Origin of the sequence: Sphingomonas mesophila, assembly GCF_003499275.1 — a bacterium.
GTDB classification, from domain to species: Bacteria; Pseudomonadota; Alphaproteobacteria; order Sphingomonadales; family Sphingomonadaceae; genus Sphingomicrobium; species Sphingomicrobium mesophilum.
Genome location: NZ_QWDF01000001.1, coordinates 1,866,494 through 1,880,433, shown reverse-complemented (window position 1 = coordinate 1,880,433; position 13,940 = coordinate 1,866,494). Strand labels below are relative to the sequence as shown.

Sequence of the window (13,940 nt, the reverse complement as noted above, 5' to 3'; positions counted from 1 at the left end):
TGCCGGCTCCTATTTCGCCGTTGGCGCCGCGAGCAGGTCGAGCGCCTTCTTGGCCGCGATCCCGCCCGGCCCCTTGGGATCGGCCGCGATGGCGCGCTGGAACAGGCCGCGCGCCCGCGGCTCGTCGCCATTCAGCTGCGCGATATGCCCGGCTTCGAACAGGATCGCCCCGTCGCCCGGCGCCAGCGTCAGCGCCTTCAGAATATCTGCCTCGGCGCGCTTCAGGTCGTTCTCGCGTACCGCCAGCGCGGCCGAAAAATACCAGGCGAACGGGTCCTCGCCGGCCGACGCCATCGCTTCGGTCAGCTTGGCCCGCGCGGTCTTGAGGTCGTTCCTCGCTTCCGCTGCCCGCGCCCGGTCGATCAGCGCCAGACCGCGCTGGTCGGCCAGCAGGCCGCTTCCGCCGAGCGCCTTGTCGAGCGCCAGTGCCGCCTTGCCGGGCTCGCCCGCCGCGATCCACATGTTGCCGGCCGCGGCCAGCATCCGGTCGGCCTTGGGGTCGCCGGGCTTGACCCGCCCCGCGCCGGTCTCGAACGCCGCCGCGGCCTCGGCGAACCGCCCGCCTTTCTGCGCCTCCAGCGCGACGCACACCGCCGCCTCGGCAGTGGCCGCACTCGGGCACGCCGCGCTCGCCAGCAATGCCGCGAGCAGCAGGCTCATCGGATCTTCTCAGCGAGGGTCAGGATGGTGCGGATGATGGTCTCGATCTCGTGTGGCTTCGACAGCCGGTGGTCGCCCCACTTGACGATATTCAGCTGAACATCGCCGGAATGGAGGTCCTCGAGCGTCTTGAACGCCACCCCGACCGGCACCTCGTCGTCCTTGTCGCCGTGGATCAGCCGCACCGGGCAGGTGATCTCGATCGGCTTGTAGAGCAGCCGCATCGCTTCGCCCGACTTCCAGAAGTCGCGATGGGTGACCTGCGGCTCGGGCCCGTAGGGCGTCGACTTCTCGAGCTTGCCCGAGTTCCAGATGGTCTCCTTCTCCTCGGGCGTGAAGCCCCAGTCGGTGAAGTTGGGCGCTGCCGCGATGCCGACCACGCCCTTGACCCGCTCGGGCCGCTTCAGCGCAACGTGCAGCGCCAGCCACCCGCCCATCGACGATCCGATCACCAGCAGCGGCCCCTCGGTCAGCATGTCGACCGCCGCCAGCACCTCGTCGAGCCAGCGGTCGAGCGTCCCGGCGCTGAATTCGCCGCCGCTCGATCCGGTCCCCGAATAGTCGAGCCGCAGGCACGCCAGCCCGGCCGCTCCGGCGAACTTGTCGATGTCGGTCGCCTTGGTCCCCTCCATGTCGCTGGCATAGCCGGGCAGGAACAGCAGCGTCGGCCCGCCAACGTCCGGCGCCTTGTCGCGCAGCCGGTAGGCGATTCGCCGCCCGTCGCCGGGATCGAAATAGGACAAAGGCGGCGGCGCAATCTGGTCGAGCGGGTTCATGGCTGCGCGCCCTAGCAAGCCCGCCCGCCGCGTTCACTATTTTCTTACTCTCCAGCTGTAGATCACCCCCTGCATTGGGGGGTTGGTGCGTATGCAGTGGGGCGCGTTTGCGGGGATGAGCGGAATCGCGGCGGTGACGGCGGTGGTCGTCGCCCAGCCGGAAACGCAGCGCTATGCGATCCCCGAGCGCACCGCCGCCGATCGCCTCGCCTCCGCGACCCTGCCCGAGCCGCTGCTCGGAATGGTCGGCCGCAATTTCTCGCTCGTCCGCGAGGACGGCGCCCTCGTCTGGCGGTTCGGCGATTCCGGCAACCGCAGCACCTTCCGGGTCACCCTCGCCGGCGACGGCGCCGCGACCGACGTCGGAATCACATTCGACATCGCCGCCAACGTGCTCGGCGACACGCCCTTGTCCGACACGAAGATGATCCGCTCGATGGCCGAGGGAATGTTCCGCGAGCATGTCGACGCGGTGCTCGTCGGCCGCTCATTCGATCCGCACCGCGCGATGACCGGAATGGCGCAGCAGCTCCAGTCCGATCCCGAGATGATGCGCGAATACGGCCAGGCGCTCGGCGACCAGTTCAATGAGGTCGCGACCATGCTCAACGAGGATTTCGACGTCGCCACCGGCGACCTGCCCGACGGCCGCGACGCGGTCGCGCCCAACCGCGACGCCACCCGGCCGACCACCACGCTCTAAGGGGAAGTGACCATGCGTAAGATGATCCTGCTTGCCGCCGCCGCGCTCGCGCTCTCGGCCTGCACCGAAAGCAGCGAGGATTATCAGATCGGCGCCAGCGAGGCCTGGTCGAAGCTGTCGAGCGCCGGCTTCGCGATCGGCACCTGGGCCACGCCGCAGGGCCTCATCGGGGTCGACGTCCGCCCGACCTTCGAGAGCTTCCCCGGCGAGCGCACCGCTTACTGGAAGTTCATGCGCAAGGGCGCCGAGCTCGGCCGGATCAACGTCGTGGTCGAGGGCGACGCCACCTCGAGCACCGTCAGCATGAGCTATGCCAAGGGCGACACCTCGGGCGAGAACGGCAAGCTCGAGCCCCTGATCCGCCAGTTCGCCCAGCCGTTGTTCGTCGATGCGGTCGACGCCGCGGTCGAGGGCCGCCCGCGCGAAGAAGACATGAAGGCGATGGCCGACATGCAAAGCGCGACCCAGACCTCGGGCCTGATGATGAACAACATGTGGGGCCAGATTCACGACGGCAAGGCCAAGGCCAAGGAGCGCCTGCGCCAGGCCGAGGGCGAAGTCGCCGTTGCCACCGCGCAGCACGCCAGCACCCGCCCGACCACCAGCCTCAGCAGCTATTAGGCCGGAGCCAGCCCATGCGCTTCCTCCTCGTCCCCCTCCTCGCCCTTGCTTTGGCCGGCTGCGGCGGCACGAAGCAGACCTATCAGGCGCCGGTCACCGACAGCTGGTCGAAGCTCACCGGGGCGGCCTATGCCGCCGCCGGCTTCGGTCTGCCCGTCGGCCTCGCCGGGGCCGACGTCCGCGCCACGTTCGAGAGCTTTCCGGGTGAGCGCACCGGCTATTGGAAGTTCACCCGCCGCGGCAAGGAATTGGGCCGGCTCAACGTCGCGGTCGAGGGCGACGGCGAGAGTTCCTCGGTCAGCTACGACTATGTCACCGGCGAGGTCGCGGAAGGCGACAAGAAGACCGAGGCACTGGTCCGCCAATATGCCCGGCCGCTGATCGTCGAGGCGGTCGATTCCGCGCTCGCCAACCGCCCGCGCGACGAGGCCATGCGCCGCCACGCCGATGCCCAGACCACCACCGCGATGATGGGCCAGCTTTTCCAGGACGTCGACTCCTCCCTCGAGGAGGCCGTCGAGCGGTTCGACGAGCAGGACCGCCAGCGCAAGCGTAGCGCCGCCAACCGCACCGTTCGCGAAGCCAGCACCAACGCCACCAAGCCGATGGTCACCCTCGGCGGCGGCTCGAACTAGGGACATAAGCCATGCGCACCACCGCCCTCCCGCTCATCGCCGCCGCCGCTCTCGCCCTCGCCGGCTGCGGCGGGACCAAGGAGAGCTACGCCATGCCGGTCGCGACGACCTTCGCCAAGCTGTCGAGCGCCGGCTATGCCGCCAGCAGCCAGGCGCTGCCCGGGACGCTGATGGCGATGGACGTCGCCGTCGCCTTTCAGGCCTTCCCCGACCGCACCGCCAATTGGAAGTTCACCCACAAGGGCAAGGAGCTGGCGCGGATCGAGGCGCTGGTCGAGGGCGACGAGGCGTCGAGCACCGTCACCTACACCTATTTGCCCGGCGAGGCCGCGGCCGAATTCCCCAAACATTCCGCGGCGATCGACGGCTTCAGCCGCAAGCTCCTGCTCGACGGCATGGACGCCCAGCTTGAAGGCCGTCCGATGGACCAGCAGGCCAAGGATCTCGCCAACGCCCAGCTCGCCCAGTCGATGATCGGCGACTTCATGGGCGAGGCCGCGCGCCGCATGGAAGTCACCCCCGAACAACGCGCCGAATGGGACCGGCAGGACGCCGAAAGCGACCAGCGGGTCGCCCGCGCCCACGACCAGCGAGTCCGCGACTACAGCGCCCGGACCACCCAACCCACCGTCGACCTCAGCCGCTGAATCCCCATCCCTTCAGGAGAGGGGTGCCGCGCAGCGGCGGGGTGGGCAGTTCTCGTCTCCCGCTCATCCTGAGTAGCCGCGCCAGCGGCGTATCGAAGGATCACCCCGAGCAGCGCCGCCAGGCGCGTACCTAGGGCGCAAGGTCTCCGGCAAAGGCCGGAGACCGATACAAACGTCAGTTCATAGAAGGTAATCCGGTCGGCCTGCAGCCCCGTGCCAGGCTAGGCACAAACTGGTCCATATCGGACTACCACTTGAAACTTTCCGGTCGCGAACCGCATAGGAAGGATGCTCGGCCCAAGCGCGATGATCAGCGCCTTTCGACTGCAATCAGCAATGACCAACGATAAGAGATCGAGTATTTCTGGAAAATCGAATTCGGAAGCGCCGCTGGTTCATCTTTGTGAAGACATCCCCGAGATGTCGTTGAAACTGGCCGAGCACATCATCAAGCAGCGGGCGAGGCGGGGCGAATTCTTTGGCCCCGAGATCTTCGGCGAAGCGGGTTGGGATATGTTGCTTGCGGTCTACATCTCGCACGGCCGCGGCTATCGTCTCAACGTCAGCCACGTCTGCTTTGAATCGGGGGCGCCCCAGACGACCGCCCTGCGATGGCTTGATCACATCGAGCGCGAGGGTCTTGTTGAGCGACGAAAGAGCTTGAACGACGGACGGACGGCGATCGTGACAATGACGCCACAAGGCATCGATCGCATGAACCGCTATCTGGAGGAGGTCCGGCGTCGCATGTCCTGAAACAGGACACGGCACAAAGGGGATTTGCGAAGACAGTTAACGACGAGTAAACAGGGTTTGCTCGGAGTGTTTGTAATGTCTAATCGCGTAGCTTCCGCGGAGCGTATCCGCGTGTTTGATCAACTTATCATGTCTCTCGAGGAGTCGATTGCTCGGCTCGATTCGATCGAAGCGCCGGCTGACGTCGGTGCGCAAATCGATGCGGTCCTCCATCGCCTGAAAGAAATTCGCAGCACTCTGGCACGCTGACGACTATCGGATCGGACCAAAATCAAATTGCCGGGCCAATGCGGCCTGTGTCATTCGGCGCGTCCTGAAGAACTGTTCGTTGGGATGTGTTATGCGCGTTTTCACGGCTATCGTGATGTCCTTCCAATGAGTTGGAAGTATCCTGCAGTCGAGCAATTCGCGATCAGCGAAGAGCAGATCGCAGCAATCATGCGCGCTCCATCGCCCGAATTGGCGCTTTCTCGATTCTACAGTGCGCGAAGGTCGATCGCGCGCACGGCAGTCCACGATCGAGGTCGGCGTGCCTAGGGGGTGGGTGTTTGTCCCACCCCCGGTTGGGCCGATGTTTGACTGCCGATGATGAAGTCTGCTGTCCAGCTAGCGTATTTCGGGCGGTACCAACTCTCCAGGGTCAACGTCGTCATCCGGGTCTTTGTGCTGACGATGCTTTTTGCTTTCGCAATGCTGGCGATCCTGAGCCTCTCCCCGCACGTCAGTGGTCGATGGGCTGCGGACCACGCTCAAAACTGAACGGGCATTCAAAGCTAGGTGGCGAACGGCGCGCGCAGTGAGCGAAGCATCCGTTTCTGCCTACTCCAAAAAAGCATCCAACGCCGCCACCAACTGGCACTCAGGTATATTCGCTATCTGCAGCAGCGGCAGCGCCGGGAGAATCATTCGCAGCCGACCCCATCGCCGTCGCGATCTAGATGTGAACCGTAGCCGGAATCACCAGCGCGCACTGGCGCCGCGCCGGCGGCTCGAGCCGCCGAGCAGTTGACGAATGCGCCCCGTCCGCCGCCGCCGCCGAATGCCCGCTGTGGCCCCGAAATGCTTGAAGCCTTCACCGACCTGCCGCCACCGTGGCAGTGATAGCCGCCGGTCTTCCGATTATTGTGACACCCTTCCGCGTTGAGGCCGCCACTATGCGCTGACGCTCGCGCGGAAGGGAGAAGGGTCGGTGCGGACGCCAGCACGCTGAGCGCGATCACAGATAAAATACGCACGTTACAAGTCTCCCGGACGAAGACAGCTTATCTAAATTCCCTAGGTAAAGGAAATACTTATCTTTTTTCGAGGCTGGGAACCCTACTTCAAAAACGCATCCGCCTCGCGCGCGAACGCCGCCGGCTGGTCCTGCATGATGAAGTGACGGCTGCCCTTGACCGGCACCAGCCGCGCCGACTTCAGCGGCGCATAGGCGTCCCCATAAATCCGCGCCGCCGCCTCGGCGCTGAGCAGGCGGTCGTCCTGCGGGTAGAGCAGGGTCAGCGGCGCCCGGATCCGCGCCAGCTCGGGCGTCAGGTCGGTTGTCATCACCTCGTGCATCACGCTCGCCACCACGCGCAGGTCGGAGCTTTTCGCGCCGGCCGCCACCAGGCACGCCCCTTGCGCGCTGTTGGTCATCGTGCCGGCCGGCGCCGCCGGAGCCGGGCCGGGGCGGCAGTCGGTCCTGAGCGCGAAATCGGGTTTCGCCGCGCCGGCATTCTTCAGCAGCATCGCGCGCATCATGTCGGCCTGCGGGCGCAGCGCCTCCACGCTGGCCGCGCCGAACAGCGGCCCGATGAACGGCAACGCGTCGATCACCAGCACCCGCCCCGCCACGTCGGGAAAGCGCGCGGCGATCATCATTGCGCTCAGCCCGCCCATCGAATGGCCGATCAGCGCCGGCCGCTTGAGCCGCGCGGCATAGGCGCCAAGCTCGGCGACGAACGGCCCCAGCACCGGCCCCTCGGCATTGGCTCCGGCCGGCTCGCCGAACCCGCGCAGCTGCACCAGGTGCACGCGATGGGTCTTGCGCAACCGCTCGGCGGTCGCCGCGAACACCTCGCGCCGGCTCGACAGTCCGGGGATCAGGATCACGTCCGGGCCTTTGCCCAGCGTCACCACGCTGAAGCGCACCGGCTGGGCGACCTCGGCGCCGGGCGCGGCTTTGGCGGCCGCAGCGGCTGGCGAGGGGAGGGCGAGTGCGTTCGCGGCGAGCGCGGCGGCGATCAATCGGGCAAGCATGAAACTATCCTTTCGGGTCGAAGATGCGTTCGATCGGCAGGTCGAACAGCGCCGCGATTCGGAACGCGAGCGGCAGCGACGGATCGTATTTGCCGGTCTCGATCGCGTTGACGCTCTGGCGCGACACGGCGAGCCGGTCGGCGAGGTCCTGCTGGCTCCAGTCGCGTTCCGCCCGGAGCACCTTGAGGCGGTTGTTCATTCCCGCCCCCAGCGGCCGCATTGCGCGATCCCCAGGCCGAGCGCGAACACCGGCACCGCCATCCAGCCCGGCGCGTGCGGCACCAGGTCGAACTGCTCGAAGAAGCCCCACACCGTCGCCAGCGTGAGCAGCGTGCCGAGCCCGAACAAGGCGGCGCGGACGAAGCGGTAGCGGAGGTACTCGTCCTCCTCCTCGACGATCAGCCGGCCCATCGCCGCGATCATCGCCAGCACGCCGATCGACGGCGCCAGCGCGACCAGGAACGCCGCGGCGCTCGGCAGATTGAGGTTGTCGTGGGCCAGGATCGCTCCGAACAGTCCGACCACGTAGATCGCTCCGCCGGCCAGCATGCGCCGGTTGTAGCGGGCCATCGCGGGCGAGAAATTGCCGCTCGTGCGCGCCCGCCGTTCGCCGCTCCGGACGATGGCGAGGGTGAAGCCGGCGACCGCCGCGACGATCAGCGCCGCTCCGATCCAGTCGAGGTCGAACGCGAAGGTCGCCGCGACCAGCAGCGCGACCACCACCGCCTCCGCCGCGACCAGCGGCCACAGGCGCGATGTCTTGGCCTCGTCCATATCAAGCTCCTTTGTCATCATGTAAATGACCCTTTACATCACGGCGCGGAGCAATGTCAAGCGGCCTTGACGCCCCGCGGCCGCCATCTAGGAAACCACTGCACTGTCCACTCGCCGCACCTTGAAGCCCCGCCAGCGCGGCTCTACTGGCCTCAGCGATGTCGCAGATGTTCAAGATCTCCCTTCCCGACGGTTCGGTCCGCGAGGTGCCCGAAGGCGCGACCCCGGCCGATGTCGCCGCGGCGATCGGTCCCGGCCTCGCCAAGGCGGCGCTGGCGGCTCGGGTCGATGGCGAGCTGCGCGACCTCACCCGGCCGTTCGAGGGAGACGCCGCGTTGGCGCTGGTCACCAGCCGCGACGAGAAGGACGCGCTCGAGCTCGTCCGCCACGACTTCGCCCACGTTCTTGCTGAGGCGGTCCAGAACCTGTTTCCCGGCACCCAGATCACCTTCGGCCCGGCGACCGACGACGGCTTCTATTACGACTTCGCTCCGCCCCCCGGCCGCGGCCCGTTCACCGACGAGGACCTGCCGGCTATCGAGGAGGAGATGCGGCGCGTCATCGCCGCCGACAAGCCGCTCGTCCGCCAGGTGTGGGACCGCGAGAAGGTGCGCCAATTCTTCATCGACCACGGCGAGACGTTCAAGGCCGAGTGGGTGATGGAGCTTCCGGCCGACGAGCCGATCTCGATGTACAAGACAGGCCACGGCGAGGCCGACTGGATCGACCTGTGCCGCGGCCCGCATTTGCCCTCGACCGGCAAGCTCGACCCGCGCGCGTTCAAGCTGACCCGCGTGTCGGGCGCCTACTGGCGCGGCGACCAGGCCAACCCGATGCTGAGCCGGATCTACGGCACCGCCTGGCTCACCAAGAAGCAACTCGACGAGCATCTTGTCCGGCTCGAGGAAGCGGCCAAGCGCGACCATCGCAAGATCGGCCAGGAGATGGACCTGTTCCACCTCCAGGCCGAGGCCCATGGCAGCGTGTTCTGGCACCCCAACGGCTATCTCGTGTGGCGCGCGCTCGAGGCCTACATCCGCCGCCGCCTCGACGCGGCCGGCTATGTCGAGGTCAAGACTCCCCAACTGATGGACTCGCGCCAGTGGGAGAAAAGCGGCCACTGGGGCAAATATCGCGAGAACATGTTCGTCGTCCCTGACGAAGTGCCCAACGTCGAGGAAGACGGCCCGGTCATTTCCGGCGCGGGCGACTGGATGGCCTTGAAGCCGATGAATTGCCCGGCCCACGTGCTGGTCTTCAAGCAGGGCATTACCAGCTATCGCGAACTGCCGATCCGCATGGCCGAGTTCGGCTGCTGCCATCGCAACGAGCCGCACGGGGCGCTCCACGGCATCATGCGCGTGCGCCAGTTCACGCAGGACGACGCCCACATCTTTTGCCGCGAGGACCAGGTCGTCGGCGAGGTCCAGCGCTTCTGCGACCTGCTCGACAGCGTCTACCGTGACCTTGGTTTCGACACATACGCCATCAAGCTCGCGCTCCGCCCCGACAAGCGCTTCGGCAGCGACGCGATGTGGGATCAGGCCGAGGCCGAGCTGCGCGACGCGGTCGCCGCGTCGGGCCGGGCGACCGACGACTACGGTTGGGAGGAGCTTCCCGGCGAGGGTGCCTTCTACGCTCCGAAGCTCGAATTCCACCTCACCGACGCCATCGGCCGCACTTGGCAGGTCGGAACCATCCAGTCCGACCGCGTACTGCCCGACCGGCTCGACGCGACCTACATCGGCGAGGACGGTGAGAAGCATCGTCCGGTGATGCTCCACCGCGCGATCCTCGGCACCTTCGAGCGGTTCATCGGCATCCTCATCGAACACCACGCCGGCAAATTCCCGTTGTGGCTGGCACCGCGCCAGATCGTCGTCGCGACCATTGTCAGCGATGCCGACGACTATGCCCGCGAGGTCGTTGAGAAGCTCCAGGCCGCCGGCCTTCGCGCCGAGGCCGACGTCCGCAACGAGAAGATCAATTACAAGGTGCGCGAGCACAGCCTGGCCAAGGTCCCGCTGCTGCTGGTGGTCGGCAAGCGCGAGGCCGAAGAGGGCAGCGTCGCGGTCCGCCGCCTCGGCAGCGACGAGCACCAGCAGGTGATGCGCCTCGACGAGGCGGTCGCCGCCTTCGCCGCCGAGGCTGTCCCGCCGGACCTGCGCTAGCTGACGCCGCGCCGCCACAGCGCCTCGGAAAAATGGTTTGCGCTTCTGGCGCAGCCTTCCCTTGGCGCGCCGAAGCGCCTAACTCGCGCGCTGACAACGACTCACAAGGAGAGCCTGCTATACGACCCCCGATGAGGCGGCCAATGACGCCGCCGCCGATGACCGGCCCCCGATTCAACCAGTTCATCCAAGCCCCGAAGGTTCGGGTGATCGACGAGAATGGCGAGAATCTGGGCGTCATGTTCACCCGGGAGGCCTTCGAGCAGGCCCAGTCCGTCGGCCTCGACCTGGTCGAGATCAGCCCCGGCGCCGATCCGCCGGTCGCCAAGTTCCTCGACATCGGCCGCTACAAGTACGAAGCCCAGAAAAAGGCCAACGAGCAGCGCAAGAAGCAGAAGACGCAGGAGATCAAGGAGATCAAGATGCGTCCCAACATCGACGACCACGACTACGACACCAAGATGAAGAAGGTCGTCGAATTTCTCGAGGATGGCGACAAGGTGAAGCTCACCATGCGCTTCCGTGGCCGCGAGATGGCCCACGGTCAGCTCGGCATGGCAGTGCTTCAGCGCGCGTCGGAACAGGTCGCCGATCTTGCCAAGATCGAGGCCCACCCGCGCATGGAAGGCCGCCAGATGCTGATGGTGCTCGCCCCCAAATAAGCTGACGCTACGGAAAGCGTGCAGGGCGCGGCAAGTGTTGCATTTCTGTCGCTATGCTCCGCCTTCTGCCCCCCGGCCTTACGGCTCGCTTCCTTGCGCCGCCGCTCTCGATTAGCCTCGCTCAATTACGCCGCTCCACGCCGGGCGGTGTGAATGGAGGGGTAGAAATGCGCAAAACGTCCTGGCTGCTGTCGGCGGCCTTCATCACATTGTCGGTTCCCGCATATGCGCAGGACACCACGCCGCAACCCGCGACTCCGGCCGAGGCGCCGACCGACGCAGCCAATGTCGACACCGCTTCGCAGCAGGCAGAGGGCGCTGACGACGATGCGATCGTCATCACCGCGACCCGCCGCAACGAAGCCTTGAGCGACGTGCCGATGGCGGTTTCGGCGGTCACCGCCGATCAGCTCGAGAAGACCGGTGCCAGCGACATCCGCCAGGTCCAGCAGATTTCCCCGTCCCTGTCGGTCGCCTCGACCCAGTCGGAAGCGGGCGCCGCGCGCGCCAACATTCGCGGTATCGGCACGGTCGGCGACAACCCCGGCCTCGAAAGCTCGGTCGGCGTGTTCATCGACGGCGTCTACCGCAGCCGCATCGGCACCGCGCTGACCGAACTCGGCCCGATCGACCGGGTGGAGGTGCTGCGCGGCCCGCAAGGCACGCTGTTCGGCCGCAACACCTCGGCCGGCCTCATCCACGTGATCACTGCCAAGCCGCGCTTCACTCCTGAAATCTATGGCGAAGCGACGATCGGCAATTACGACCTGCGCCGGTTCGAGATGGGCGCCACCGGCCCGATCACTGACTCGCTCGCCGCGCGCATCGACGGCGTCATGGTCAAGCGTGACGGCTTCGTCGAGGATCTGGTCTCGGGACGCGACGTCAACGACCGCGACCGCTGGATGGTGCGCGGCCAGGCGCTTTACCAGCCCGACGACAATTTCTCGCTGCGCGTGATAGGCGATTATTCGACTCGCGACGAGGAATGCTGCGCGGCGCCGTATCTACCGGTCAGCGATGCGCTTGGCGACGGCAGCGGCGGCGCGACCCGCCAGCCGTCGACCTTCGCCCCGTTGCTCACCGGCATCGGCGGCATCATCCCCGACGACACCTATGAGCGCGACGTCGTGATCTCGCCCGGCCGCAGCTATCGCGGCGACGTCAAGGATTGGGGCCTGTCCGGCGAAGCCACCTACGACTTCGGGCCGGCCGAGCTGACCAGCATCACCGCTTATCGCTACAACAAGGTCATTCGCGGCACCGACATCGACTACTCGAACCTCGATTTCGCTTACCGCCCGGACGACGGCACCGCGTTCAACCAGTTCAAGACGTTCAGCCAGGAACTGCGCCTCCAGGGGACAACCTGGGGCGACCGGTTCGACTGGCTGATCGGCGGCTATTACGCGAACGAGAAGCTGCGCAGCCGCGACTCCAACCGCTACGGTCGCGACTTTGACGATCTGTCGTCGTGCCTCGCTGCGGTGACCTTCGCCCGCATCGCCAACCAGCCCGGGTTGGTCACTCCGGCGGACGGCGACACCTGCTTCAGCAGCGCGATCGCCCAGGGCGTGCGCGACGCGCCGCTGGCTTCGGGCGGCCTGATCGCCTCGTTCAACGCTGCTGTTGCGGGCGGCAACCTCGCCGCGGCGACGTCGCTGGCGCAGACGATCACCGCGATTGGCGCCTTTGCCCGGCTCAACAATCCGGCGCTGCTCGCCGGGCCGACGACGATTGTCCCGGCGATCAACTTCAGCGCCGCGCCGTTCACCAACAACGGCTTCCAGAACCTCGGCATCGTCAACGGCGCGCCGTTCCTGTTCCAGGACCAGGGGTTCGTCGACGACTATCGCCAGACCAGCAACAACTTCGCGCTGTTCACGCACAATATCTTCGCGATCACGCCGCGCCTCAAGCTGACGCTTGGTCTTCGCTACACCACCGAAACCAAGAAGCTCGATGCGACGCTGACCGACAATCTGACGTCGTGCGCCGCATTCACCGGCGGCTCGCTCGCGCAGCTGCCGTGCGTCATCCCGAGGGTGCCGGGCGGCTTGCAGGAATATGACGGCAAGCGCACCGAGAACAAGCTGTCGGGCACTGCGGTGCTCAGCTTCAAGCCGGTCGATCGCTTGCTGACCTATCTCAGCTATTCGCGCGGCTACAAGGCGGGCGGCTTCAACCTCGATCGGACCGCTTTCTCCCGGCAGATTTCACAGAATTCGTTCGGCCTGAATGTCGCCGGCGCGGTCTGCCCGCAGACCGGTGCGCAGCCGTTGGGCTGTGTTCCGTCGACCATCGACCAGCTCGAGTTCAAGGCGGAGACCAACGACGCGTTCGAGCTCGGCGCCAAGTACAATGGCACCTGGTTCGATCTCAACGTCGCGCTGTTCCACCAGTCGTTCCGCAACTTCCAGCTGAACACCTTCAACGGCGTCAACTTCATCGTCGAGAACATCAACAGCTGCTCGGACGATCTCAACGGCGCGGACAGCGACAACAGCCCGACGACCGGCGCCTGCGACGGCAAGGAACGCGCCGGCGTAGTGTCGAAGGGTGTCGAGGTCGAACTGTTCACCCGGCCGCTCAGCAACGTGATGTGGAATGCCGGCCTGACCTATGCCGACACCCGCTATCAGGACGATCTGGTCGGCGCCGATGGCCGGCCGCTCACCAACGCCTTGTTCCAGCTGCCCGGCCGGCGCGTGTCGACGGCCTCGCCGCTGACGCTCACCTCGTCGATTTCGTGGACCCCGCCGATCGGTAACAGCGGGATGCGCGGCCTCGTCTATTTCGACGTTCGCCACAACTCGAAGTACAATACCGGCTCGGACCTCGATATCGAGAAGACCCAGCCCGCCTATACGGTGGTCAACGGGCGCATCGGCCTGACCGGCGCCAACCGCGCGTGGGCGATCGAATTGTGGGCCCAGAACCTGTTCAACGAAAAGTACCAGCAGGTTGCGTTCGACGCCTTCCTGCAGGGCAGCTGCACCGAGCGCGGCGCGGCCAACGGCTTCTGCAACCTGCCGTCGCCGCCCAACCGCTCGAACCAGCTTTATGCCGCCTTCCTCGGCGATCCGCGGATGTACGGCCTGACGCTGCGTGCCAAGTGGCAGCCAGCTCCGCGGGTGGTCGAGGAGGTGGTCGAAGCGCCGCCGCCGCCCCCGCCGCCGCCCGCTCCGGCAACCCAGACCTGCCCGGATGGCTCGGTGATCCTGGCGACGGAAAGCTGCCCTCCGCCGCCTCCGCCTCCGCCGCCGCCGCCGGAACCCGAGCGCGGCTAAAGGCGCA

General features: G+C 66.5%; 14 protein-coding genes. 8 read left to right on the top strand and 6 right to left on the bottom strand.

Going from position 1 to position 13,940, the window contains the following annotated elements:
* Positions 1 to 9: 9 nt before the first annotated feature.
* Together D0Z60_RS09385 and D0Z60_RS09380 are read right to left on the bottom strand one after the other, a co-directional pair.
* Positions 10 to 660 (bottom strand): tetratricopeptide repeat protein, encoded by a 651-nt coding sequence (locus tag D0Z60_RS09385; protein ID WP_118857990.1) that lies wholly within the window; start codon positions 658 to 660, stop codon positions 10 to 12.
* Positions 657 to 1,436, bottom strand: coding sequence for an alpha/beta hydrolase (locus D0Z60_RS09380; RefSeq protein WP_118857989.1), 780 nt, complete (start codon positions 1,434 to 1,436; stop codon positions 657 to 659). Before D0Z60_RS09380 ends, D0Z60_RS09385 begins: the two co-directional genes overlap by 4 nt.
* 85 nt (positions 1,437 to 1,521) lie before the next feature.
* Here D0Z60_RS09380 and D0Z60_RS09375 point away from each other — a divergent pair, with 85 nt between their 5' ends.
* From D0Z60_RS09375 to D0Z60_RS09350, 5 genes are all read left to right on the top strand, one after another.
* Positions 1,522 to 2,139: a hypothetical protein gene (locus tag D0Z60_RS09375; protein ID WP_162888183.1), complete on the top strand. Its 618-nt coding sequence runs from the start codon at positions 1,522 to 1,524 to the stop codon at positions 2,137 to 2,139.
* Between the two features lie 12 nt (positions 2,140 to 2,151).
* On the top strand, positions 2,152 to 2,760 hold the full coding sequence (locus tag D0Z60_RS09370) for a hypothetical protein (RefSeq protein ID WP_162888182.1): 609 nt from the start codon (positions 2,152 to 2,154) through the stop codon (positions 2,758 to 2,760).
* 14 nt (positions 2,761 to 2,774) lie between these two features.
* On the top strand, positions 2,775 to 3,395 hold the full coding sequence (locus tag D0Z60_RS11750; protein WP_162888181.1) for a hypothetical protein: 621 nt from the start codon (positions 2,775 to 2,777) through the stop codon (positions 3,393 to 3,395).
* Between the two features lie 11 nt (positions 3,396 to 3,406).
* Complete coding sequence (locus D0Z60_RS09355) at positions 3,407 to 4,042, top strand: hypothetical protein (protein ID WP_118857984.1); 636 nt, start codon at positions 3,407 to 3,409, stop codon at positions 4,040 to 4,042.
* Between the two features lie 288 nt (positions 4,043 to 4,330).
* Positions 4,331 to 4,798, top strand: a complete 468-nt coding sequence (locus D0Z60_RS09350; protein ID WP_118857983.1) for a helix-turn-helix domain-containing protein — start codon at positions 4,331 to 4,333, stop codon at positions 4,796 to 4,798.
* A gap of 902 nt (positions 4,799 to 5,700) precedes the next feature.
* On the opposite strand, the gene D0Z60_RS09345 is transcribed toward D0Z60_RS09350, so the two are convergent.
* The 4 genes from D0Z60_RS09345 to D0Z60_RS09330 all read right to left on the bottom strand — a co-directional run bounded on the left by D0Z60_RS09345 (position 5,701) and on the right by D0Z60_RS09330 (position 7,828).
* The gene (locus D0Z60_RS09345; protein WP_240325661.1) at positions 5,701 to 6,003 is read right to left on the bottom strand and encodes an excalibur calcium-binding domain-containing protein; all 303 of its coding nucleotides are present in this window, start codon (positions 6,001 to 6,003) and stop codon (positions 5,701 to 5,703) included.
* Between the two features lie 112 nt (positions 6,004 to 6,115).
* Positions 6,116 to 7,036 carry an alpha/beta fold hydrolase gene (locus D0Z60_RS09340; protein ID WP_118857982.1) on the bottom strand — a complete coding sequence of 307 codons (921 nt, stop codon included), beginning with the start codon at positions 7,034 to 7,036 and terminating at the stop codon, positions 6,116 to 6,118.
* A 4-nt stretch (positions 7,037 to 7,040) separates the two neighbouring features.
* A complete protein-coding gene (locus D0Z60_RS09335) occupies positions 7,041 to 7,235 on the bottom strand; it encodes a helix-turn-helix transcriptional regulator (protein WP_118857981.1) in 195 nt (64 codons plus the stop codon).
* Positions 7,232 to 7,828, bottom strand: coding sequence for a hypothetical protein (locus tag D0Z60_RS09330; RefSeq protein ID WP_162888180.1), 597 nt, complete (start codon positions 7,826 to 7,828; stop codon positions 7,232 to 7,234). The genes D0Z60_RS09335 and D0Z60_RS09330 overlap by 4 nt, the downstream gene beginning before the upstream one ends.
* A gap of 140 nt (positions 7,829 to 7,968) precedes the next feature.
* On the opposite strand from D0Z60_RS09330, the gene thrS reads away from it, so the two are divergent.
* From thrS to D0Z60_RS09315, 3 genes are all read left to right on the top strand, one after another.
* Positions 7,969 to 9,981: a threonine--tRNA ligase gene (gene thrS / locus D0Z60_RS09325; protein WP_118857979.1), complete on the top strand. Its 2,013-nt coding sequence runs from the start codon at positions 7,969 to 7,971 to the stop codon at positions 9,979 to 9,981.
* Positions 9,982 to 10,112: 131 nt separating this feature from the next.
* Positions 10,113 to 10,643 (top strand): translation initiation factor IF-3, encoded by a 531-nt coding sequence (gene infC, locus D0Z60_RS09320; protein WP_118857978.1) that lies wholly within the window; start codon positions 10,113 to 10,115, stop codon positions 10,641 to 10,643.
* Positions 10,644 to 10,810: 167 nt separating this feature from the next.
* Entirely contained in the window at positions 10,811 to 13,933 is a 3,123-nt protein-coding gene (locus D0Z60_RS09315) for a TonB-dependent receptor (RefSeq protein ID WP_275896714.1), read from the top strand.
* The last annotated feature ends 7 nt before the right edge of the window (positions 13,934 to 13,940 follow it).

Excerpts from the sequence above, each read along its gene's own strand:
- D0Z60_RS09385 (WP_118857990.1), bottom strand. The coding sequence starts at position 660 with ATGAGCCTGCTGCTCGCGGCATTGCTGGCGAGCGCGGCGTGCCCGAGT.
- D0Z60_RS09380 (WP_118857989.1), bottom strand. The coding sequence starts at position 1,436 with ATGAACCCGCTCGACCAGATTGCGCCGCCGCCTTTGTCCTATTTCGAT.
- D0Z60_RS09370 (WP_162888182.1), top strand. The coding sequence starts at position 2,152 with ATGCGTAAGATGATCCTGCTTGCCGCCGCCGCGCTCGCGCTCTCGGCC.
- D0Z60_RS11750 (WP_162888181.1), top strand. The coding sequence starts at position 2,775 with ATGCGCTTCCTCCTCGTCCCCCTCCTCGCCCTTGCTTTGGCCGGCTGC.
- D0Z60_RS09355 (WP_118857984.1), top strand. The coding sequence starts at position 3,407 with ATGCGCACCACCGCCCTCCCGCTCATCGCCGCCGCCGCTCTCGCCCTC.
- D0Z60_RS09350 (WP_118857983.1), top strand. The coding sequence starts at position 4,331 with ATGCTCGGCCCAAGCGCGATGATCAGCGCCTTTCGACTGCAATCAGCA.
- D0Z60_RS09340 (WP_118857982.1), bottom strand. The coding sequence starts at position 7,036 with ATGCTTGCCCGATTGATCGCCGCCGCGCTCGCCGCGAACGCACTCGCC.
- D0Z60_RS09335 (WP_118857981.1), bottom strand. The coding sequence starts at position 7,235 with ATGAACAACCGCCTCAAGGTGCTCCGGGCGGAACGCGACTGGAGCCAG.
- D0Z60_RS09330 (WP_162888180.1), bottom strand. The coding sequence starts at position 7,828 with ATGACAAAGGAGCTTGATATGGACGAGGCCAAGACATCGCGCCTGTGG.
- thrS (WP_118857979.1), top strand. The coding sequence starts at position 7,969 with ATGTCGCAGATGTTCAAGATCTCCCTTCCCGACGGTTCGGTCCGCGAG.
- infC (WP_118857978.1), top strand. The coding sequence starts at position 10,113 with ATGAGGCGGCCAATGACGCCGCCGCCGATGACCGGCCCCCGATTCAAC.
- D0Z60_RS09315 (WP_275896714.1), top strand. The coding sequence starts at position 10,811 with ATGCGCAAAACGTCCTGGCTGCTGTCGGCGGCCTTCATCACATTGTCG.